The organism is Flavivirga algicola (assembly GCF_012910715.1).
Taxonomy (GTDB): Bacteria; Bacteroidota; Bacteroidia; order Flavobacteriales; family Flavobacteriaceae; genus Flavivirga; species Flavivirga algicola.
Map to the genome: position 1 here is coordinate 651,913 of NZ_JABBHF010000001.1, position 23,169 is coordinate 675,081.

The 23,169-nt window shown below is 33.6% G+C and carries 24 protein-coding genes and 1 tRNA gene; 17 read left to right on the forward strand and 8 right to left on the reverse strand.

The window, feature by feature from the left end:
* The first annotated feature begins 69 nt into the window (after nt 1-69).
* Entirely contained in the window at nt 70-1,533 is a 1,464-nt protein-coding gene (locus tag HHX25_RS02650; RefSeq protein WP_169669783.1) for a sodium:solute symporter, read from the forward strand.
* Here the strand turns inward: HHX25_RS02650 and HHX25_RS02655 are convergent.
* Entirely contained in the window at nt 1,504-1,866 is a 363-nt protein-coding gene (locus HHX25_RS02655; RefSeq protein ID WP_169669785.1) for a CoA-binding protein, read from the reverse strand. The two genes, HHX25_RS02650 and HHX25_RS02655, sit on opposite strands and share 30 nt — an antisense overlap.
* A gap of 109 nt (nt 1,867-1,975) precedes the next feature.
* Between HHX25_RS02655 and HHX25_RS02660 the strand changes: the two genes are divergently transcribed.
* On the forward strand, nt 1,976-4,456 hold the full coding sequence (locus HHX25_RS02660) for an outer membrane beta-barrel family protein (protein ID WP_169669787.1): 2,481 nt from the start codon (nt 1,976-1,978) through the stop codon (nt 4,454-4,456).
* Between the two features lie 489 nt (nt 4,457-4,945).
* Here the strand turns inward: HHX25_RS02660 and HHX25_RS02665 are convergent, their stop codons facing one another.
* Nucleotides 4,946-5,950 (reverse strand): 3-oxoacyl-ACP synthase III family protein, encoded by a 1,005-nt coding sequence (locus HHX25_RS02665; protein WP_169669789.1) that lies wholly within the window; start codon nt 5,948-5,950, stop codon nt 4,946-4,948.
* Between the two features lie 343 nt (nt 5,951-6,293).
* Between HHX25_RS02665 and htpG the strand changes: the two genes are divergently transcribed.
* The 6 genes from htpG to HHX25_RS02695 all read left to right on the forward strand — a co-directional run bounded on the left by htpG (nt 6,294) and on the right by HHX25_RS02695 (nt 12,998).
* Nucleotides 6,294-8,204: a molecular chaperone HtpG gene (gene htpG, locus HHX25_RS02670; protein WP_169669791.1), complete on the forward strand. Its 1,911-nt coding sequence runs from the start codon at nt 6,294-6,296 to the stop codon at nt 8,202-8,204.
* 324 nt (nt 8,205-8,528) lie between these two features.
* Nucleotides 8,529-10,832, forward strand: a complete 2,304-nt coding sequence (locus tag HHX25_RS02675; RefSeq protein ID WP_169669793.1) for an ATPase — start codon at nt 8,529-8,531, stop codon at nt 10,830-10,832.
* Between the two features lies 1 nt (nt 10,833).
* Entirely contained in the window at nt 10,834-11,073 is a 240-nt protein-coding gene (locus tag HHX25_RS02680; RefSeq protein ID WP_169669795.1) for a hypothetical protein, read from the forward strand.
* Nucleotides 11,074-11,247: 174 nt separating this feature from the next.
* On the forward strand, nt 11,248-11,919 hold the full coding sequence (locus HHX25_RS02685; protein WP_169669797.1) for a hypothetical protein: 672 nt from the start codon (nt 11,248-11,250) through the stop codon (nt 11,917-11,919).
* 127 nt (nt 11,920-12,046) lie between these two features.
* A complete protein-coding gene (locus tag HHX25_RS02690) occupies nt 12,047-12,604 on the forward strand; it encodes an REP-associated tyrosine transposase (protein WP_169669799.1) in 558 nt (185 codons plus the stop codon).
* Between the two features lie 139 nt (nt 12,605-12,743).
* Nucleotides 12,744-12,998, forward strand: a complete 255-nt coding sequence (locus HHX25_RS02695) for a hypothetical protein (RefSeq protein ID WP_169669801.1) — start codon at nt 12,744-12,746, stop codon at nt 12,996-12,998.
* Nucleotides 12,999-13,013: 15 nt separating this feature from the next.
* Here HHX25_RS02695 and HHX25_RS02700 read toward each other — a convergent pair whose 3' ends face one another.
* A complete protein-coding gene (locus HHX25_RS02700) occupies nt 13,014-14,213 on the reverse strand; it encodes a hypothetical protein (RefSeq protein ID WP_169669803.1) in 1,200 nt (399 codons plus the stop codon).
* A 60-nt stretch (nt 14,214-14,273) separates the two neighbouring features.
* Here HHX25_RS02700 and HHX25_RS02705 point away from each other — a divergent pair, with 60 nt between their 5' ends.
* The 6 genes from HHX25_RS02705 to HHX25_RS02730 all read left to right on the forward strand — a co-directional run bounded on the left by HHX25_RS02705 (nt 14,274) and on the right by HHX25_RS02730 (nt 18,492).
* Nucleotides 14,274-14,723, forward strand: coding sequence for a hypothetical protein (locus HHX25_RS02705; protein ID WP_169669805.1), 450 nt, complete (start codon nt 14,274-14,276; stop codon nt 14,721-14,723).
* Between the two features lie 14 nt (nt 14,724-14,737).
* A complete protein-coding gene (locus HHX25_RS02710) occupies nt 14,738-15,115 on the forward strand; it encodes a VOC family protein (RefSeq protein WP_169669807.1) in 378 nt (125 codons plus the stop codon).
* A gap of 70 nt (nt 15,116-15,185) precedes the next feature.
* Nucleotides 15,186-15,878, forward strand: coding sequence for a helix-turn-helix transcriptional regulator (locus tag HHX25_RS02715; RefSeq protein ID WP_169669808.1), 693 nt, complete (start codon nt 15,186-15,188; stop codon nt 15,876-15,878).
* 178 nt (nt 15,879-16,056) lie between these two features.
* Nucleotides 16,057-16,692 (forward strand): MOSC domain-containing protein, encoded by a 636-nt coding sequence (locus tag HHX25_RS02720; protein ID WP_169669810.1) that lies wholly within the window; start codon nt 16,057-16,059, stop codon nt 16,690-16,692.
* Between the two features lie 42 nt (nt 16,693-16,734).
* Nucleotides 16,735-17,976: a DEAD/DEAH box helicase gene (locus HHX25_RS02725; protein WP_169669812.1), complete on the forward strand. Its 1,242-nt coding sequence runs from the start codon at nt 16,735-16,737 to the stop codon at nt 17,974-17,976.
* Nucleotides 17,977-17,988: 12 nt separating this feature from the next.
* The gene (locus tag HHX25_RS02730) at nt 17,989-18,492 is read left to right on the forward strand and encodes a cupin domain-containing protein (protein ID WP_169669814.1); all 504 of its coding nucleotides are present in this window, start codon (nt 17,989-17,991) and stop codon (nt 18,490-18,492) included.
* Here the strand turns inward: HHX25_RS02730 and HHX25_RS02735 are convergent.
* Both HHX25_RS02735 and HHX25_RS02740 read right to left on the reverse strand, forming a co-directional pair.
* Entirely contained in the window at nt 18,489-18,902 is a 414-nt protein-coding gene (locus HHX25_RS02735) for a hypothetical protein (RefSeq protein ID WP_169669816.1), read from the reverse strand. The two genes, HHX25_RS02730 and HHX25_RS02735, sit on opposite strands and share 4 nt — an antisense overlap.
* Complete coding sequence (locus HHX25_RS02740) at nt 18,883-19,470, reverse strand: RNA polymerase sigma factor (protein ID WP_169669818.1); 588 nt, start codon at nt 19,468-19,470, stop codon at nt 18,883-18,885. Before HHX25_RS02740 ends, HHX25_RS02735 begins: the two co-directional genes overlap by 20 nt.
* A gap of 140 nt (nt 19,471-19,610) precedes the next feature.
* Here HHX25_RS02740 and HHX25_RS02745 point away from each other — a divergent pair, with 140 nt between their 5' ends.
* A complete protein-coding gene (locus HHX25_RS02745) occupies nt 19,611-19,961 on the forward strand; it encodes a DUF6249 domain-containing protein (RefSeq protein WP_169669820.1) in 351 nt (116 codons plus the stop codon).
* 52 nt (nt 19,962-20,013) lie between these two features.
* On the opposite strand, the gene HHX25_RS02750 is transcribed toward HHX25_RS02745, so the two are convergent.
* Nucleotides 20,014-20,679 (reverse strand): M15 family metallopeptidase, encoded by a 666-nt coding sequence (locus tag HHX25_RS02750; protein ID WP_169669822.1) that lies wholly within the window; start codon nt 20,677-20,679, stop codon nt 20,014-20,016.
* Between the two features lie 394 nt (nt 20,680-21,073).
* Here HHX25_RS02750 and HHX25_RS02755 point away from each other — a divergent pair, with 394 nt between their 5' ends.
* Nucleotides 21,074-21,427, forward strand: coding sequence for an ISAon1 family transposase N-terminal region protein (locus HHX25_RS02755; RefSeq protein WP_240964207.1), 354 nt, complete (start codon nt 21,074-21,076; stop codon nt 21,425-21,427).
* Nucleotides 21,428-21,863: 436 nt separating this feature from the next.
* Nucleotides 21,864-22,562, forward strand: a complete 699-nt coding sequence (locus HHX25_RS02760) for a DUF4369 domain-containing protein (RefSeq protein ID WP_169669824.1) — start codon at nt 21,864-21,866, stop codon at nt 22,560-22,562.
* A 182-nt stretch (nt 22,563-22,744) separates the two neighbouring features.
* On the opposite strand, the gene HHX25_RS02765 is transcribed toward HHX25_RS02760, so the two are convergent.
* Nucleotides 22,745-22,818: transfer RNA gene (locus tag HHX25_RS02765), tRNA-Thr, on the reverse strand.
* 61 nt (nt 22,819-22,879) lie between these two features.
* The gene (locus HHX25_RS02770; RefSeq protein ID WP_169669826.1) at nt 22,880-23,149 is read right to left on the reverse strand and encodes a hypothetical protein; all 270 of its coding nucleotides are present in this window, start codon (nt 23,147-23,149) and stop codon (nt 22,880-22,882) included.
* Nucleotides 23,150-23,169: the final 20 nt, after the last annotated feature.

Here is a 23,169-nt window from a genome sequence, read left to right on the forward strand (position 1 = left end):
AATTACAGATCCAATCATTTGGAATTTGGGATTTAATATCAGTATTTTAAACTCTTAAAACTTATTTTAATGTCTGCTACGCAAATCATACTACTCATAGTGCTTTATTTTGGTGTACTTATTCTTATATCGTACTTAACTGGCAAAGAAGATTCTAACGAAGCTTTTTTTAAAGCCAAAAGACAATCACCATGGTTTGTCGTAGCTTTTGGAATGATAGGCGCTTCACTCTCTGGCGTGACCTTTATCTCTGTTCCTGGTTGGGTTGCATCCTCTCAGTTTAGTTATATGCAGGTTGTTTTGGGGTATTTGGCTGGTTATTTTGTAATAGCCTACGTTTTGCTTCCTATATATTACAAGCTTAATGTCATTTCAATATATCAATATTTAGAAGAGCGTTTTGGCGTGGTGAGTTACAAAACAGGGGCTTTTTTCTTTTTTATATCAAGAGTTTTGGGCGCCTCTTTTCGATTGTACCTAGTTGCTATAGTCTTACAGAAGTTTGTTTTTGATGCTTATGGATTCCCGTTTTGGGGAACCGTAACCATTTCAATCTTATTAATATGGTTATACACTTATAAAGGTGGTATTAAAACCATTGTCTGGACAGACACTTTACAAACCCTATTCATGCTTGTTGCAGTTGTTATAGCCATTATCTTAATCACCGATAAATTAGGTTGGAGCTTTTCAGAATTTTTAGCTTCTAATGAATTGAAAGCCTATAATAAAACTTTTTTTACCGAGTCTTTTTTAGCAAAAAACCATTTGGTTAAGTCTTTCCTTGGCGGCATGTTTATAGCCATTTGTATGACGGGGCTGGATCAAGATATGATGCAAAAAAACTTGACCTGTAAAACACTCAAAGATGCCCAAAAGAATATGGTTTCCTTTAGTTTGGTTTTAGTTGTAGTGAATTTTATCTTTTTATTACTTGGTGCCCTGTTGTTTATTTATGCCAATAAATTCAACATAGCCACTCCAACACTAGACGGCAAGATAAAAACCGATTTACTATTCCCAGAAATAGCATTAAATGGTGGTTTAAGCATAACATTAGCTGTCGTATTTTTATTAGGTTTAATTGCCGCTGCTTATAGTAGTGCTGATAGCGCCCTAACATCGTTAACCACATCTTTTTGTGTAGATTTTTTGGGTATAGAAAAAATTGATGAATCCAAACAAAAAGGCCTACGAAAACGAATTCATGTATTAATGAGCATCATTCTAATTTTTGTTATCGTAGCTTTTAAATATATATTAGACAGCAATGTTATTGATAACCTTTTAAAAGTTGCTGGTTACACTTATGGGCCTCTACTGGGGTTATTTGCTTTTGGAATTTTTACCAAATTCAAAGTTGTCGATAAATATGTTTGGCTGGTTACATTAATATCCGTAATACTATCTTATATCATTGGAAAAATTCCAGCCGAGCAAATTGGAGGCTACGTTATAGGCTATGAGCTTTTAATAATTAACGGGCTTATAACATTTTTGGGACTAATACTGATTCGTAGCAAGCAAAACTAACGTACATGCCGCTTCAAAAGGAATGCTGTTTTCTTTTAAAACTTTATAAAACTCTGGATTTTCTGTACCTGGATTAAAAATAACGCGCTTTGGTTTTAACGATACTATATAATCATAATAATCTTTCTGTCTTTTAGGATTTAAATACAAGGTTACCGTATGAACATCTTTATACGGTAATAACTGGGTGTCGATTTGTACTCCAGAAATCTCTCCCTTTTTCAAACCAAAAGCAACCACCTCAAAATTATGGGCGACCAGTCGTTGTATAGCATAGTTAGAGTACCTATTCGGTTTTAAAGAGGCACCAATTATCAGTGTTTTCTTTCTCATTTGTTAAAAAAATGTTAAGATGAAAAAATGTGGTAACAGAAAACAAGCCAAGGCGTCTACTTATTAATTGAACTAAATTATCACATCAATCAAAAAAATCATAACAACAATGTACAAACTATTTTTAGTATGTGTTTTATTATTTACAGTATCTACTAAAGCACACAACGCAGATCCCGAAAAAAATGCCGATAAAACTGGTACCATATCAGGAAAAGTATTAGACGCAAAACTTAAACAACCCTTACCTTACGTAAATATCGTAATTAAAAACTCCAAAGGCACCATCTTAACTGGAGGTATCTCTTTAGATGATGGTTCTTTTAAAATCGAAAAAGTCACGGAAGGAGATATCGTAGTAAGTATTCAATACATAGGATATAAAACATATAGTAAAAACATTACGATAGGCAAAGGCAACTACAGAGTGAATCTGGGCAGTATTTTACTGGAAGAAGAAACCGAAGGCCTGGATGCTGTTACGGTTGTAGCAGAAACATCGACTATCCAGCAAAAGGTAGACAGAAAAGTCATTACCATTGGAAAAGACTTGGCTGCCACAGGAACGGCTTCAGAACTCATGGTGGGTATTCCATCTGTAAACGTAGATGCTCAAACTGGAAACCTTAGCCTTAGAGGCAATCAAAATGTAAGGGTGATGGTAGATGGTAAGCTATCTAACATTCCAACAGCTCAATTATTGAAACAAATCCCATCTACGGCTATAAAATCTGTTGAGCTGATTACCAATCCTTCAGCCAAATACAACCCTGAGGGTATGAGTGGTATTATAAACATCGTACTACATAAAAATACCATGGTTGGCTTTAATGGGAGTATAAGTACAAACCTTTCTCATGAAGAGGAAGCAAAATTTAATAGTGCCATTAATTTAAATTATCGCACGGGTAAGTTTAATGTATACACCAATTACAGCAGCAATATTGCTAAAAATGTCAACAATGGTCATGTGTTTAGACCAGAAAACAATTCTGAGCAGTTTTTTAAGTTTTTAACAAATAATAAATCGCATTTATTTAAAGTAGGTGTTGATGTGTATATAAATGATAAAAACACGCTTTCTCTATTTACCAATCAAAATATTGCAGACATTGGTACCATAAGTAATACTTCGGCCATTTTTAATGAAAACAGTGCTTTTAATCAAAGGCAACGTTTTTTAGCAGACAGAAAGAACAATACAGCACAATATAATTTCGACTATAAACTGGATTTTAAAAAAGAGGGGCATAACATAGAACTGGAAGTTGACCATAACATCTTCGATGAAGAAAACCCACTTGATTATTTTGTATTTCTGGGAGACCAAGATAACTATAATGATTTTAATGAGACCGATAGGGTACGAACTACAGTTAATTTAGATTATGTAAATCCATTGTCTGATAGTTCTAAATTAGAACTGGGACTTCAAGCCCGATTGTTCAATACAGATATCGATTATTCTTCTACAGGAGATTCGTTTAATAGCATGGGTGTTCTGGCACCGACGCCGAGTACTGTGTTTGATTACACCAGAGACATTTACTCTGCTTACGCCACCTATAGCAAAAAATTTGATAAATGGACCTATCAAATAGGGGTTCGTGCTGAAAATGTTAACGTAGAGGCATTGGCCCTGCAAACCGATGTTGTTTCAAACGCAACAACATCAATTCCATTTAACAATGATTATTTTGAAGTTTATCCTTCGGCTTTCTTTACCTATACGCCTTCTGAGAAGAACACCTATCAATTAAGTTATAGCCGTCGTGTAGACAGACCAGGTATCGGGCAGGTAAACCCTATTAGAGAGTGGAGTACACCTTTAGTTTCTTCATTTGGCAACCAATCTTTAGAACCTCAGTTTACAAATTCTTTAGAGCTAAACTATACAAGAAACTTAAAAGACCGTAAGGGAAGTGTAACTGCAGGTGTGTTTTATCGCGCTATTTCGGATGAAATAAATATGGCATTATTTATTGATAGAAGCGATGTGAGATCTGGAAGAATTATTTTAACACACGACAATTTTAATGATACCTCGGCATACGGGGTAGAAATATCATCAAATTACCGCCCTACAAAATGGTGGAGCATAAACGGTAGTTTCGATTTTTACTCCCAAACCCAAAAAGGTATTGCAGAAAGACTAAACACGCCTATAGAAACAGCTACTATAGCTAATATTATTACAGAGACAGACGAAGTTGACAACGTAGCCTGGAACCTTAGAATGTTTAACAATTTTAAAGTTAGTAAAACTATAAGCCTAACAGCCTTTGGTTTTTACAGAGGACAAAACAAAAACCTACAATTTGACATAGACCCTATGTTTTTTATAAATCTAGGCGGTCGTGTAAGCTTTGCTCAAGGAAAAGGTTCCTTTAATTTAAATTTTAACGATGTATTTAACACCATGCATTTTTCTGGATCTGGAACCAAGCCTTATCAACAAGATGTTTTCTTTAACTGGGAAAGCCATACGGTATCTGCTGGTCTATCGTATCGATTTGGTGGCGGAAAATACCGCGCAAAATCTCGTAAACAACGTGATAATGACGAAAAATCTGGAGGCGGCTTCCTATAAAGACCATTTAATACCTTGCAAAATAGTTGATGGTTGGTAATATCGTGCAAGGTTATTAAATAAGAACCCCTAAGGTATCACCTTGGGGGTTTGCTTTTAAAATTTGTTCAAAAAAATATTTTTTAAAAAAAATTTAGACCTCACACAATAAACAAAAAGGTTTAACGTTAAACGTAACATACAGTCTAGCCAAAACGAAAATAATTATTTAGAGTTAGTCGTCTACATACACAGAAAATTCGTGCCTAAAGATTTGTATAATTAAAAACTCGTAATTTCTATTTCGGGTTTTTTCTTTATATCGTTAGCAAAAGTTAAATATTAAAACACATGTAATAATATGAGGCTTTATACGTCTAACACATTAAGATTCTTCACATTAGTGTTAGTTGAAGTTGATTAATAGCTAGAAAAACCCGAAACTTAATCGTTTCGGGTTTTTTGTTTCTATACTACATGAGCCCCTGAAACAAGTTCAGGATGACACTGTCACCATTTAATAATCGCACTGGCCCAGGTAAACCCACTGCCAAAAGCAGCCAATACAACATGATCGCCTTCCTTAATTTTATCTTCTTCCCAAGCTTCTGTCAATGCGATAATAACAGATGCTGCTGTAGTATTACCGTATTTCATAATATTGTTAAATACCTGATCCTCTTTTAGCCCAAATTTTTTCTGGATAAATTGAGCAATTCGTAAATTAGCCTGGTGCGGAATCAACATATCGATATCCTCTTTCTGTAAGCCGTTCTTCATTAAACCTTCCATAATCACTTCACTAAAACGTACCACGGCATGTTTAAACACAAAGGTGCCATCCATGTAAGGAAAATAAGAGATGTCCTCTTCTTCTGCTGCTAGAATTTCTGGCACCCAGTGCGCTATACTTGGCGAAGCCACTGTTAGTTTATCGGCATATTGCCCTTCACTGTGCAAATGTGTAGACAAAATACCCTTCGTATTATCCTCTTCTCTTGTTAATACACAGGCCCCTGCCCCATCACCAAAAATAACAGATACCCCTCGGCCTCGTGTTGTTTTATCCAATCCGTTGCTATGATACTCTGCTCCTATAACCAAAATATTTTTATACATGCCTGTTTTAATAAACTGGTCGGCAACAGATATGGCATACACAAACCCAGAACATTGGTTCCTTACATCTAAAGCACCAATGGTAGGCATCTCCAACATGTCCTGTATCTGCACCCCGCAGCCCGGGAAATAATAATCGGGACTTAAAGTGGCAAATACAATAAAATCAATATCATCCTTCTTTAATCCAGAACGTTCAATAGCTATTTTGGCTGCTTTGGCGCCCATAATTGCCGATGTATCCCCGGTACCCTCCTTAATCCATCTACGTTCTTTTATTCCAGTTCGTTCCTGAATCCATGCATCGTTGGTATCCATGAGTTTAGATAAATCATCGTTGGTCACCACATGATCTGGAAGGTATTTACCTAAACCTATTATTTTAGAATTATACATAACACATTTTCTTTAGATAATACAAAGTACAATAAGTCCTACTAAATTCCAATAATAAAAATCTAAATTCCAGAAACCAATCCCATAAAAAGTTGTGTCAGTTTGTCACATTTTTACTCTTGGTACTTTTTTTGACTAACACTCAACATAATTAAAAACAATAATTAATTCAGGACGATGCCAAAAAAGTCTTTATAATTTTTGTCAGGTTGAGCACTTCGACTACGCTCAGTGTGCAACCTGTCGAAACCAATATTGATCATCAAAGCGATTAAATATTTCGACAAGCTCAATATGACATTGAACACACTTTTTAGACATCTCCAACAAATAACAATTCATTATGACAAAAGGAAATATTAATGTATCGGTTGAGAATATCTTTCCCCTCATTAAAAAATTCTTATACAGCGACCACGAAATCTTTTTACGTGAGTTGATTAGTAATGCCACAGATGCTACTTTAAAGCTTAAGCATTTAACCAATGTTGGCGATGCCAAGATTGAATATGGCCATCCGCAAATTGAAGTTAAAATAGATAAAGACGGCAAAAAACTTCATATCATCGATCAAGGTTTGGGTATGACTGCCGATGAAGTTGAAAAATACATCAACCAGGTGGCCTTTTCTGGAGCCGAAGAGTTTTTAGATAAATATAAAGATTCTGCTAAAGATTCTGGAATCATTGGGCATTTTGGTCTTGGTTTCTATTCTGCCTTTATGGTAGCCGAAAAGGTTGAGATTATCACAAAATCTTTTAAAGACGAGCCTGCCGCGCATTGGACTTGCGACGGAAGCCCAGAATTCACCCTAGAAGCCTCAGACAAAACAGAAAGAGGTACCGAAATTATTTTACATATTGCCGAAGATTCTACAGAGTTTTTAGAAGACGCTCGTATTACAGGCCTACTAGACAAGTACAATAAGTTTATGCCTATTCCTATTAAATTTGGAACCAAGGAAATAAACGATCCAGACTTTACGCCTAAAACTACAAAGGACAAAGACGGTAAGGAAACCACCGAGCCTCACAAACAAATTACGGTAGACAATATAATTAACAACCCTAGCCCGGCATGGACCAAACAACCAGCAGATTTAGAGGAAGAAGACTACAAAAACTTTTACCGCGAATTGTACCCGATGCAGTTCGAAGAGCCTTTGTTCAACATCCACTTAAACGTGGATTATCCGTTTAATTTAACAGGAATTTTATACTTCCCGAAAATGTCTAACGACATGCAAATCCAGAAGGATAAAATTCAGCTGTACCAAAATCAGGTTTTTGTAACCGATAACGTAGAAGGTATTGTACCAGAGTTCTTAACCATGCTTCGTGGTGTTATCGATTCGCCAGACATTCCATTAAACGTATCGCGTTCTTACTTACAAGCCGATGGTGCCGTAAAAAAGATCTCGTCTTACATTACCAGAAAGGTAGCCGACAAATTAAAATCGCTGTTTAACAACAGCCGTGAAGATTTTGAAGCCAAATGGGACGATATTAAAATTGTGATTGAATACGGGATGCTTTCTGAAGAAAAATTCTTTGAAAAAGCAGATGCCTTTGCGCTGTACCCAACCGTAGACGGTACGTATTATACTTACGAAGAACTGTTTAACAAGATTAAGGCAAACCAAACCGATAAGGACGACAAACTAGTCATTCTTTACGCTTCCGATAAAGATGCACAGCACAGCTACATCGAGTCTGCCAAAGCCAAAAGTTACGAGGTGTTGTTATTAGACTCGCCTATTGTATCGCACTTAATCCAAAAACTAGAGTCTTCTAAGGAAAAAATTTCTTTTGCACGTGTAGACGGCGATCATATCGATAATTTAATCAAGAAAGACGATACGACCATTTCTAAACTGGACGAAGACCAGAAAAAGACATTGGACGAGCTGTTAAAAGAAGTCATCCCTGCCGAGAAATTCACGGTACAACTAGAAGCTATGGATAGCGATGCCTCTCCATTTATTATTACGCAGCCAGAATTTATGCGCCGTATGAAAGAAATGCAAGCCACAGGTGGCGGTGGTATGTTTGGTATGGGCAACATGCCAGAAATGTACAATTTGGTAGTTAACACAAACTCCGAGCTGGTAGGTGAAATTTTAAACACCAAAACCAAAAAGAAACAGGAGCGCTTGATTAACCAAAGTTTAGATTTGGCACGCCTGTCTCAAGGTTTATTAAAAGGTGAAGAATTAACAAACTTTATTAAACGTAGTTATGAAATGATCAAATAAATGTCATTCCTGCGCGTTGCACTGAGCGTAGCCGAAGTGAAGGCAGGAATCTCACGATACATACAATCTCTAAATATCAATAGAGTACCAAAACCACTTTGTTTTACACAAAGTGGTTTTTTTATTACATCAACTTGATTTTATAAGAAAAATTCACTAAATATGCCTACTATTATAAAATACGGTATTTGCACAATACGGTATTCCGTAATATACCCACCCCTTTTCATCTTATTATTGTAGTGATTATAGAAACTAGTGCTGAAATGCAGGCATAAACTATTGTTTCTATCAAATTGTTGTCAGTAATCTAAAAAAAACATTGTGAATCCAATTTACCTAGACACACATATACATACTTCTGAAAATCCAAATGAAGTTAATAAAGATTATGATATTGAAATGTTGGTTAGGAAAATTCACGAGTTCAATGACAATTCAGAATTTTTAATTTCTCTTACAGACCATAATATGGTCAACAAAAATGCTTATCAAAAAGCAATTGCTTTAAATCTTAATATAATTCTTGGTGTTGAACTTCATGTCAGAAATTATGACGGTTGTCCAGCATACCATTGTCATATTTATTTCGATATAAAAGTTATTACAGAAGATATTCTAGATGACATAAATAAAAGGCTTGACGAATTATATCCTGATAAAATTGTACAGAAAAATGATCCTAAAATCCCATCGATTCAAGATATAATAAACAAATTCGATTTTTATGAATTCATGCTTCTCCCCCACGGAGGACAATCACACGCTACATTTAACACTTCAATTCCAAGAAAAACACGACTTGATGGCACACTGGAGAGAAATGTTTACTACAATCATTTCGAAGGCTTCACAGCAAGAGGAGACAACGGACTAGAAAGAACACAAGAATATTTTAAGAAACTAGGAATTAACGAATTTGTAAATCTAATTACTTGTAGTGATAATTACACCCCAGTGACCTACCCAAATGGAAAAGACAAAAACCCTTTTAACCCTACTTGGATGTTGGCAGAACCAACATTTAACGGATTAAGACTTTCATTATCCGAACAGTCAAGACTTATCTATTCTAAAATTAAACCTATATTTTATTCAGAAAATATACAATCCGTTTCTCATAAAAAAGATAATATTGAAATAGATATTGAACTGACATCAGGTTTAAATGTGATAATCGGTGGTTCTTCAAGCGGAAAAACTCTTCTAGTTGATTCAATTGTCAAATGTCTAAATAAAAAGACGGAAGAATCTATTTATGACCAATACGAAATTGACCAAATTACGATTGTAAATCCGTCAGGAATGATGCCTCATTATCTTTCTCAAAATTATATAATGGGTGTTGTTAATAATATAAGTAATGACAAAATTGAAAATATTGACATCATTAAGAGAGTTTTTCCTGGTGATGATGAAATAAAATTAAATATCAATAATGGTTTAAGAGAATTTAAAAAAAATATTGAAGAACTAATTAGATGTGTCAAGGTTCTAGAAGAAGAAAATCAAACACTATCCACTATTCCAATCCTTTCAAGATTATTAACAAGGGCTAATTTAGAAACTAATATTTTTGATAACTTACAGCCAACAGAAGTCGAGAATGAAAAACTACGCTTTTCAAAAGGAACTTATGACAATTATATTCTATCTCTGAATTCTTTAGAAAGTTTTTTATCTAACTATCCATTTATCAACCACGATTCTAGTTTAATCGAAAACCTAAAAAATGAATTAGATGATGTTTTACAAATTTCAAAAAAAGAAAAAAGAATAAAACAATTATTAGAGCTAAATCAAGAGTCATACAATCAAGCATTAAAACATTCAAATTCAGAAGAACAAACGAAAAGACAGAATTTCAATAAACTTCTTGAGTCGTTGAAGAAATACGTTCGTGCATATAGACAATTTCATAGAACTATCAACTCAATATCAAACTACACATTAAACTTTGATTCAGAGGAAATTGAATCAATGGGTCATAAATTATTTATTGAAAATGATTTCATATTAAATACTACAAAATTTGTTGAAGTTGTAAATCACTACATAAAAACAAAAATCACAGATTTTGATAGTATTACACCAGAATTATTATTCGAAACTAATTTCAAAAAGAAACAACCCAAAGTTCACGATTATGATGATTTTGAAAATAAAATCTATAACTCCTTTGAAGAATTAAATAAAAAGAAATATAAAATAATTACTAATGATGGTCGTGAATTTGAAAGGTTAAGTCCAGGTTGGAAAACATCTGTTATTCTAGACATTATTTTAGGCTATGATAAGGATAGCGCACCAATAATTATCGACCAGCCTGAAGATAATTTAGCAACCGATTATATTAACAAAGGCTTGGTTAATGCAGTAAAGAAAATAAAAAGCAAAAAACAAATAATTTTAGTCTCTCATAATGCGACTATTCCAATGCTCGCAGATGCTCAAAATATCATTTTGTGTAAAAATGAAAACAATAAACTTACAATCAAGTCTAGTCCTTTAGAGGGAAAAATAGATGGAACGAGTGTTGTTGACTTAATTGCTTCAATAACAGACGGTGGAAAATCTTCAATAAAAAAAAGGGTGAAGAAATATAATCTCAAAAAATTTACTGAATAATATGAAATTACTATTTAATAAAGAAGGGAACAACAATATTATTGTAAAAATTCAGCAAGGCACAGTACCTATTGAATTTACTTATACCGAAATGATAAAACAGTTGATAGACAATAATGTAATTGACGATACGGATTTTGGGAATCTGTCAGATGACGAACAAAAAAATTTAAAAGATATGCTAAATAAGATTTCGGAAATTTTTAATCAAGATAATGAAGGTGAAGAAGAAAATGAATAAGAGACGAAATAAAGATCACTGCAACAATGTAAAAACAATAGAAAACCCCTCGCTCCCGCTAAACTGTGTTTAGTGGCATCGTCTATTAAAAGTTTGCTAGATTTATAGGTAAAAAAGAAATATACCAAATTGAGTATATTTAGATTGTTGGTATTAATTTGAACAAAAACGAAATTGGGAGATATTTTTAAACATTTTATTGACCTTATAAAGGACAAAACCACATCTTGGGGGTTTAAAACAGCTCTTTTCATTTCTGTAATTGCTTTACTTTTTGCTTCTGACTATTATTTAGGATTTAGTTATAATTACCATCTGAACAATAAAATTGGACAACTTGAGAAAATTGGCAATCTCAAGAAAAAATATGAATCCGATTCCATAATACTTGTCGAACTAACTAAAATGGAGCGAAAAGTATTTTCTAAAAAACATTATTCGGACGAATTATATCGATTATTTTTAAAGGACTCTATAAAATATGAAATACCTGAAACTATCGACCAAAACGATCCGAAAAATAATTATCCGATAACTAATACAAATAAACCCATACGTTCAATTTTTTGGATGGCATTTTCTTCTAATTTTTTGTTTACTATTATGTTACCCTTTTTAATTTTCCTTCCTCTTTATAGCAAAGATGGACGGAAAGCCAATGCTATTGTTGGATGGTTTGCATCTATAATTATGATTGGGATAATCGGAGTAATAACAACTTGGGTTTCTTATCAAATACCTTTGATTTTGGAAACCCCAATTTGGAACTATGTTCTGAATTTTTTGATTCATACTATTTTTTGGAGTGTTATTATTAAACTTGGAAATAACAAAAAGAAAAACTAATTCCCCGCTCCCGCATTCCCTCGCTCCCGCTAAACTGTGTTTAGTGGCGGTAGCAGTGAGCAAAAAACAATAAAATATTTTAAGATAAATCTTATATAAGCATAAGGGCTTTTTGTATTTTAGAACTATGAGTAGAAATTATAAGTTCCACAACAAATCGAGTTTATACTTTGTAAGTTTTGCCACAGTAAATTGGATAGATGTATTTACCAGACAAATTTATTTTAATGTATTAGCGAAAAGCGTAGATTACTGTAGAAAAGAGAAGGGCATGGAGTTGTACGCTTATTGTTTCATGACAAGTCACGTACATTTGATATTTAGGTCTTCAAATGAAGATCCATCGGGACTGCTGAGGGATTTCAAAAAGCATACAGCAAGGGAATTAATAAAAACTATAGAAAATAATCCACAGGAAAGCCGCAAAGAATTATTGTTATGGTTATTTGAAAGAGCAGGGAAAAAGAATGCAACAAAAAGTAAATATCAGTTTTGGCAGCACCATAATAAACCTATAGAATTATGGAGTGAAAAAGCTATTAAGCAAAAAATAGATTATATACATAATAACCCAGTAGTAAGTGGATATGTAACTAACGCTGTAGATTGGAAATATTCAAGCGCAAGGAATTTTCAAGAAGATAATACGGTTTTGGAAATAGATTCAGTTGGTTTTATGGGTTGATTTGGGAATAAACAATACTGCGTTATAGGTTAACCTAGTTGGTTTGCCGCCACTAAACACAGTTTAGCGGTAGCGAAGGGAAACAGACATCGTACCAGACAGTTTTATACTGCCACTTTACGGCATTATAGCCACATTAATGATACTAATAGAAAAATCTCATTTAAAAAGCGACGTTAAAAAACATTGCAAGACAGGCCTAAAAGTTTTGGGCATTATATATGCAGACCAAAGCTACAACACAGGTACGCATCTTTTATACCAAAAGGAGTTCGATACATTCTTTGCTTTGTTCCCTTCCCCGTACTTCAACAACAGGGAACTTATGGCCGCAAACACCATTGTTATAAACATAGAGCTATGCGTTAAAACCAATAGCATAGCTAGAATTTAGGAGAGCAAAACACCATCATTTTATAATCTTAATTTGGCGAAACCTATCCGAATTACTAGGCTTAATGGCTATATAAATAAAGTCTGCCCCTTCAAAATCAATATCCTGTGAGGTATAACGCATACCATTATACGACCCCTTACTTGGTGGAGTTACCACACCATTGGGAGCCAATTTAGCATGAGACCAGCCCAATACATGAATATCCTCAAAAGCATAACGTACCTCATGGCTTAGTTCGCCTTCCTGCTTATGTCGCGACCAGCCCAACTGTACCCTATTATTTTCACGGTTATAAGCTCTACTTAGGGCGTATACCTGCTCGATGTTTTCGTCATTCGGGTCAAAATACAGCTCGATATCGTCTACATACCAGGTACTTGGGTAACTGGTCGATTTATTAAGGGATTTAAGGTAGTAGCGGGTCATTAAATCGAAATAGTTATAGCCGCTTTCTGGGTTATCCTGTACACCAATATCAATCGATCCGCTTACACCACGCTCGGTATGCGGGTGAAAATCGACAATAACCTGGTGCCACACATCATTGCCCATGTAAGGCAAATTGAAATAATGGTAGAAATGTCCGCCGTTACCTCCAGACTCAGAACTGTTTCGGTCTGCCGTGGTAAGACGTGTATAGGTACCCACTTGAAAGGAATCGTCCTTGGGATTCATATCGATGGCCTCTTTAGGAACCTTTACCCACATGCGCATGCGGTTATAGGTATTAAGCTGGTATCCGCTGTGACCTTTCCATACCTCTTGTTCCCTAATATAACGATACTCGTAGTTATCGTCGTCATAAGGATAATATTGCACGAATATATTTCTAACAGATTGGTTGTTATCATCAGGTACATTGGGGTCTAGGCCATCAATAGTCATGGCCAAACTTTGATTGCCAGTAAATGCCATTGCATTGGAGTAAACAGCAGTACCCAGACGTTTGTTACCCGATTTATCCGAGCTGTCAAAGCCCCATTCCCAATGGGTATATTTACTAGGGTCGTGTGATGGGCGTACCACAGTATTGGTCGCCTCAAAATTTTCCAGTTTGTATGAAACCTCGAATTTGCCACCCTCATTGTTGGAGTCTTCGTCTGGGTTGTCAATCGTATTCGTATTTTTACTACATCCGCAAACGATAAGCCCAAAAATAATCAAAGAGAGGGGCACCCTTATGCTTATAATTTGGTCTGTTGTTCTTGTCATGGTTTATTTTAATTGAACGACCGTCCAAGTTATGTTCACGTTATAAAAGTACAAAATCGCATGTTAACTTTCCAAAATCAAGGAATTATCCACAGTAAATACCATTATAAAATATTTGCTTCAACAAAACAAAAAACTATCAAACAAAAAATAAAAAGTCTCGGACAAACCAATATTCCAAAAAATGTTTTTTGCAAGAGCATGAAAATAAAATCCATAGAACTGATCGCCCTCCTGTATACTTGGGGTATTCCCCCGTGCATATTAAAACGCCATGCCATACCCGAAAACGTGGTTGGGTATGTTTATGTTTTAAAAGAAATATGTGCTAAAAACATAAAAATCAACGAATTAAAAACTCAAACAGAAACGGGTGAGGTCTCGAAAGCGAAAAAAAGCAACGCGCAAACCAGAAAAAGCCTAACATTTAAAAAATTCTTCAACAAAAAACAGCCCCTGACACAATACGACACAATTCCAAATAACTTTGTATGTAAGTTTAATAATTAAAATCAATTTAAAAAATGAAAAATGCAATTAGCTGGTTTGAAATTCCTGTAAAAGATTATGAAAGAGCCAAAAAGTTTTATACTACTGTAACCAACCTGGAAATCAAAGATCATCACATGCCAGAACAAAACGTAAAATATGGTGTGTTTCCATATGATAATGATAATAACGGTGTAGGCGGTGGCCTCATTCAAGCAGAAGGGCAAGCACCAACAACCGATGGCCCTACGGTTTATTTAAATGGCGGTGAAGATTTAAGCTTGCCATTAAGTAAAGTAGAATCTGCTGGAGGTAAAATAATTATGCCAAAAACCGATATTGGAGAAAACGGTTTCATGGCACAATTTATAGATACAGAAGGTAATCGTATAGCATTACATTCATTTATGTAATGTAATAGGAATTGGCAATCAAAAAACGACAAGGTAGCGAATTGTTATACGGTTCGCTATCTTTGCTTTTATGTCTCAATTATCAAGACTCATATCAATTCTAACACTGTTAAAATCGAAACGTCTTTTAACAGCCAGTGAGCTTGCCAAAAAGTTTGATGTTAGCATAAGAACGGTTTACAGGGACATACGAAAACTTGAAGAAGCTGGTGTGCCCGTTACCACCATTGAAGGTAGGGGCTATTCTTTAATGGAAGGATATTCTGTGGCCCCAGTGCAGTTTACCGAAAAACAGGCCAATGCCTTGATAACGGCCGAGCATTTAATAAACCAGTCAAAGGATGCTTCTTTTATTAAAGATTTTAATGAAGCACTAACCAAAATTAAATCGGTTTTTAGAACTTCTATTCAGGAAAAAAGTGAACTCTTACAAAGCAAGATTCACATTTTCAATCCCACTTACGAAAATATATCTAGCAATGCTCTTTCTGAAATACAATTGGCCATTACTAATTTCAATTTTATAGAAATTAATTACTGCAAAGCAAACGACACCAATGTTTCCTTTAGAAAAATAGAGCCTTGTGCCATGTATTCTACACAGCACAAATGGATATTAATTGCCTGGTGTCATTTACGACAAGAATATCGTTCTTTTAGAGTTGATAGAATTCAACATTTTAAAATTTTACAGGAAAAATTTGAAGATCGAAAATTTAATCTTCTGACTTACTTTCAGTCCTGCCCGTACCGTGAAAAATAAATGGTTAACCAGTATTATACTTTATAAAAACTTGATAATTGCCCTAGGTGTTTTCAAGGCTGTCCATAAAAACAAACTCTTAATTTTAACTTGTTTTATACTATTTTTGCCACGGTAAATTTTAAATATAAAAATCGGAATCTATATAAATGATCTCATTTGCCACAAAACAATACTTATGAAAATTATCTCCACCAACATTTCCAACCCTATTTCTATTATCTGGAACGGAAAAGAGCTTACTACTGGTATCTACAAAAAGCCAACAAACACTCCTATTTATTTAGGAAAAGAGGGTGTGAAAGATGATGAGGTCTCAGACAGAAAAGTGCATGGTGGCGAATTTAAAGCGTGTTATCTATTTTCTGAAGTGCATTACGCTTATTGGAAAGAGCGTTACCCAAATTTAGATTGGGATTATGGTATGTTTGGTGAAAACCTAACCGTTTCCAGTTTAAACGAAAAAGACATCCATATTGGTGACCTCTACGAGATTGGCGAAGCTATCGTACAAGTTACACAACCCCGTGAGCCTTGTTTTAAATTCGGTATTAAATTTGGAACCCAAAATGCCTTAAAGGAATTTATAGAGCATGGTTTCCCAGGAACTTATGTACGGGTTTTAAAAGAAGGTTATGTAAAAAACGGAGATACTTTTAAACTAGTCGAACATGCAAATAATAGCTTGACCACATGGCAGTTTTTTGATTTGTTATTTTCAAAAAATAAAAATGAAAACTTAATAAGACTGGCTGTAGAAAACGATGCCCTACCAATAAGAAAGCGCGAAAAAATAAAAAAACTCTTAAAATAGCTGTGCTAATTTTGGTGTATCTTTGTGACATAAAATTTAAATATGTCATTTAAAGACTTACAGTTAAACAGGCCTATTTTAAGGGCTATAGCAGAAACGGGTTATGACACCCCTACTTTAGTTCAAGAAAAAACCATTCCTTTAGTTTTAAATAAAAAAGATATTATTGTTTCTGCCCAAACCGGTACAGGAAAAACGGCTTCTTTTGCATTACCTATTTTACAGTTACTATTCGATAAACAAGATGCACCCAAAAAGGGAAAAAAAATTCGCGCCTTGATTGTAAGCCCGACTCGTGAATTAGCCATACAGATTGGAGAAAATTTTAAAAACTATAGTACGTACACAAACTTAAGAAGTACCGTGATTTATGGTGGCACTTCTATAGAGCCTCAAATAGATATTCTAAAAAAAGGCATCGATATACTAATCGCCACGCCTGGTCGTTTACTCGACTTACACAAACAAGACATAGCCAACCTCGATTATGTAGAAACACTGGTATTAGATGAAGCTGATTTAATGTTGGATATGGGCTTTGTTGATGACGTAAAAAAGATAGAACGTCTTTGTACCAAGGAAAAACAAATCTTGTTATTCTCGGCTACCATACCATACAAAGTAGAACAGTTAGCAAATACCATTTTAAAAGAGCCAGAACGTGTTGAAGTCGCCCCCAACTCATCTACATCAAAAAATATAAATCAAGCACTTTATTATGTGCCAAAACGCAATAAAATTGAATTGTGTTTGCATTTATTAAGAAATACTATAAAAGGAAGCATCCTTATTTTTAGGCGTACAAAATTCGGCGTTCAAAAATTAGAGCAGACCCTGTTAAAAAATGGTTATAAGGTGGATAGTATTCATGGTGACAAAAATCAAAATTTAAGGCAAGAGGCTTTAAAGAATTTCAAATCTAACCACGTTAATATTCTTATTGCAACCGATGTTGCGGCTCGTGGTATTGATATCAATAATTTAGATGCTGTTATAAATTTCGATTTACCAAATGTTCCGGAAACTTATGTGCACAGAATAGGACGTACGGCCAGAGCCGGAAATACAGGCGCCTCTTACTCATTTTGCTCGGCAGATGAAAAGAATTATGTAAAAGCTATACAACAGCTTATCCAGATTCAAATAGACGTTATTGAAAACCATCCATATCCTTTGGATCCGAAGGAAAAACCAATCGTTCATAAATCAAAAAAAACAGGCAGTAAGCATAAAAAGGGACGTAAAAGTGCTGCTTCTAAAAAGAAGAAGAAACGTTGGTACTAAAACATTTTATATATGAATGACATAAAAAAAATTGTTGATCAGTTAGAACTACTACCACATCCAGAAGGCGGCTACTTTAAAGAAGTTTATAGAAGTGGTGGAACTATTAACGAAGAAAATCTTGGGGAGGATTTTTCTGGACAGCGAAACTATGCAACCTCTATTTATTTCCTTTTAACTTCTGAATCGTTTTCTGCATTCCATAGAATTAAACAGGATGAAATTTGGCATTTTTATAAGGGAGCACCTATAAAAATTCATATAATTTCTAATGATGGCACTTATTCTTTTGCGATTATAGGAAATGAAATAGAATCTGGACAGACCCCTCAGTTTGTAGTGAAAGCCAAAGATTGGTTTGCTGCAGAAGTTATTGGGAAAGGTGCTTACGCTTTAGTAGGTTGCACCGTATCACCTGGTTTCGATTTTAATGACTTTGAACTCCCTAAAAGAGATATGCTAATTTCAAGATTTCCTGAACACAGCAATATAATCACCAATTTTACAAGGGTTTAACCCTGTAATCTTCTATTAAAGTGATTCTTTAATATTGGCACCTGAATACAAAACATGAATCCAAAAAGGGCTATAGCATAAGTCAGTGTTTTTGGTATTGAAAACCCTGAAAACAAACCTGTTATCTTATTATTGTACAGTATACTTAAATCTAAAGCATCAAACCAATTTGTTTGCTCTTTTTGAATTCCAAAAAGCATATATGCAACTAGACCTAAAAAAATTATTGAAATAATTATCCATCCCTTTTTAGAAATTAAGGGCTTATAGGCTGTAACACTATGATCATTCAATTCTGTAACTTGAGACATCACAGAAGCTGTGAAATTAAAAGATGGACTCTCTAATGAAGTTTCTTTAATTACTCTTTTAGTTAAATCATCTAAATATTTATCTGCGTTCTCGTTCATAATGTTCAATTATTTCTGGTTCTAATCGCGCTTTTAAAATAGTTGCCAACTTTTTTCTACTTCTAAACAACTTCACTTTTACATTGTTAGGCGTTAGTCCCATTGTTTTGGAAATTTCTTCCAGGGATTGCTCTTCAAAATAATATAAAGTTAACAAAAAACCATCATCACTCGGTAATAAAGCTATACAATCTTGAATAGACTGTTCCCGTTCTTTAAGCTCTAAATTATATAAAGCATTATCAATGGTCTTTACCTGATGCTCTGTAAATTCGTCAATAGCTACATCATTAAAATGTTTTTTATTCTTTTTTAACCTATCTAAGCTCGTATTGTAAGCAATTTTATAAATCCAGGTTGAAAATTTAGAATCCCCTTTAAATCTATTTAACGATTTATAAGCTTTTATAAAGGTGTCTTGTGCTACTTCCTCAGCCTCTTCCCTATTTTTAAGCATACGCATTGTTAAAGTGAATACCAAATCCTTGTAGCGCTCCACCAATACTTCAAAGGCATTCGTGTCTCCATTTATAATTAGATCGATATAATGTTGGTCGTTGGTGGTCATTTTTAAGGTAAGACGACTATATATTCATCGAGGTTACACTTTGCAAAAAAATATTTTTTTAAAAAAGTGTAACCAAAATTAAGAACGTGTCGTCATAAGCTATGAACAGTTTAAAATTAATCAATTAAAAACAAACAATTATGGGATCAGAATTAATCATAGTACCAATAATATTCGGAGCTGTCTTCGGAGTATTTTATTTATACTTTTCAACACGCAACAAGGAGCGTTTAGCACTTATAGAAAAGGGAGCAGACGCCTCAATTTTTGTTAGGGGACGAAATAATCATACTGCCCCTATTTGGAAAGTACTCATATTAAATGTATCCTTATTATTAATGGGGATAGGCTTAGGAACCTTTATAGGGTCTATTTTGGAAAATTACACAACCATTGAAGAAGGCCCTTTATATGTAGGTAGCATTTTCTTAATGGCTGGTATCGGTTTATTTGTAGGTTTTAATATGACTAAAAATCTAGACAAGGAATAGTATCGTTATTTATAAATAAAAAAATAAGACCTGCTTTTTTAAAGGCAGGTTTTTATTTAACAGGAAAATCAAAATAAGTATTACGAAATGGTTCTCCCCGTAATGTAAAATGCCACCACTCCTTTGGGTAATTCCTAAAACCATGCTTTAACATAATAGTCTGTAACAACTGCCTATTGGCTTTTTGCTTCTCGGTAATTCCTTCATAATTCACCCAGGATTCTTGACCAAAAAAGTCAAAAGGACTACCCATGTCCAGTACTTCACCTGTATTACCATCAATTATAGTTAAATCTACCGTACTCCCTCTGCTATGGCCAGATCTTGAAGCAATATACTGTTCTTTAAACAAATACCTCTTTTTTATCTCTGGATAAAATATGTGTTTATTTATTGTATCATTTAAGTCTTTAGCCCAACGAATAAAATGGTTTACTGACTGTTGCGGCCTGTAACCATCATATATCCTCAAGCACAAATTATGCTCTTGCAATTCTTCATGAACCAACTTCAATTTGTTTGCAGCTTCTTTTGTTAATATAAGCTTATTTGCTTGATACCCATCAATAGGAGTTCCTACAAAATTATTTGAAGAATAATATCTCAGTTCTACATCCAAATCTGGAATAATATCATGAACATATACAAACCCTTTTTCCAGTTGCCCAAAGGAGAATGCACAATAAAACATGATTATAAGCGTAACTAATTTTCTCATAATTTAAGTTGTAAGCTAATGTAGATAAATTATCAATGTATTAAAAATTGAACACAAAAAAACCGAGTTCCCTCAAACTCGGCTTTCTTTCAATTTGCTTTTTTTATTATGAAGCTAGATTTAGGGTCTCTATATCAACAACATAATGCAAATATTAATTAATTAATCCATTGAACTAAAAAGTGTGTTATTTAGTACACTTCAAAAATAAAACTATAAATGGTTTAAGACGATAAAAAACATATAAAATCGACGAAAAGCATAAAATTTTAACATTTGCAGGTAAAAATACTTTAAATATCGATGAAATACACATTTAAATATCAAATATTGGATCACTTCATAAAGTTATATGTAAAGTGAAATAAGTTTTAGATTTTTACAAAAAAGAGCTTTGAACAATTATTTAAACTTGTTAAAACTTACACTTCCTTCTATGTTAGTAGAGTATTTTGATTTAGTGAAAAAGACAAAGAAAAACGAAGTTCTGCACCTTTATTTTGAAGAACGCAATATCGTTCATAAAGAAAAAGACTCCCAAAAATTAATTTCTCTTGGGTTTATTAAAGAAGTTACCATTCAAGATTTTCCTATTCGGGGCAAAATAGTGTATTTGCATATCAAACGGCGGGCATGGTTTGATAAAGAGACCAAACAAATAATACGCAAAAATTATGGCTTAATTGGAAAAGGAACGTCTATGACCAAAGAATATGCTACCTTTTTAAAAGAAATTAGCCGATATTAAAGCTAATGATAATTTATTTACCACTTCTTTTTTAGTGGCTAGCTTATTTATGAATAATACCTTTGAGACAAATCCAAGAAACATAAAATAAGATTCTGCTGAAAAAGCGGAATTAGTTAAGCTTACAATCAGTACCACCTAACTTTTCGTAAAATAAAAAAAGCATCCTTATATAAGGATGCTTTTTTACTAACTAACTAACCAAAAATATGAATTACATTTTAAGTTTAAAGTAACCACTCAATAAACTTATTTAATTAAATATAATTACTTTTTATGCATCAACATCCGTGCCAAACTATATAATTCTATATTTATTTTTTGATTTATTGCATATAAAACGCAAAAAAATACAACCTCATAAAATAATTATTAGCAGCTAGCATTTAATATATAATTATAAGATATTTGCCATTATATAAAAACGACCCTATTCATGAAAAACATTACATTTTTACTTTTAGCTTTTTTAATAATCTCTTGTAGTGAAAAACAGCACGATTTAATAGTAAAAGGACATATTAAAGATTTAAAAAAAGGAACTATCTATCTTAAAAGAATTAGTGATTCTACTTTAGTAACGGTAGATTCTTTAGTTATAAATGGTAATTCTCAATTCGAATTACAATCTGATTTAGAATCTCCAGAAATATTCTTTTTGGATTTAGATAAGAATAGCTCTGAAGAAGATCGAATCGCTTTTTTTGCAGATAAAGGCATCACAGAAATTAATACAACATTAAAAAACTTTGTTTTTGATGCAAAAATTAATGGTTCTGAACAACAGAAAACACTAGAAGAATATAAAGCTATTATGTCTAGAATGAATCATAGAAACTTAGACTTAATTAAGGAACGTTTTGAAGCTCATAAAAGCAATGATACAGCGAAAATCAAGGAATTAGATAAGGAATCAGAAAATTCATTAAAAAGAAGATACTTATACACCGTAAATTTTGCATTGAATAATAAGGATAGTGAGGTAGCCCCTTACCTTGCTCTTTCTGAAATTTACAATGCTAGAATCAATTTTCTAGATACCATTAATAATAGTTTAACGCCAAAAGTTAAAAACTCTAAATATGGTAAAGAATTACAATTGTTTATTGATAAAATAAAAGCTTCGGAGAAATAACATTTTTTTAATTCACCCCAACAAAAAAGACCTTTTAAATGAAAGGTCTTTTTTGTTTTTATAAAGAGCCGATGGAAGAACTCCCTTCGACTACGATCAGGACAAACTTCTCGTCCCAACTAACTTCTGTTTTAACCATAAAACATAGGTCAATTACCTGATATGTTTTTCAAAATTTCAAGAGCCGATGGAGGGACTCGAACCCACGACCTGCTGATTACAAATCAGCTGCTCTAGCCAGCTGAGCTACATCGGCTTATTTAACGGTTGCAAATATAATATCTAAATTAATATTTACAAGTAGTCCGTTAAAAAATTTATCCCAATTTATTGATTTTTTCAATTAGGGCTTTACCCTTGGCTTCTAGCTCAACATTAATTGCTTTAAAATGCGCTTTGGCATTTTCAACATTCTTGGCATTTACCTTGGCAATTAACGCATCGAAAACAGCAATTGCTTCATCAATAATTGCCTCGCTCTTCTTTGTATCTTTGTCTGTGTTTTCATATTCCCATACGTAAACCGCTTCAATAATATCTCCTAAAACATAGTTAATGTCTTTTTTTAAATCTCTAACATTTGCCATAATCTGTATTTTTTATTTGA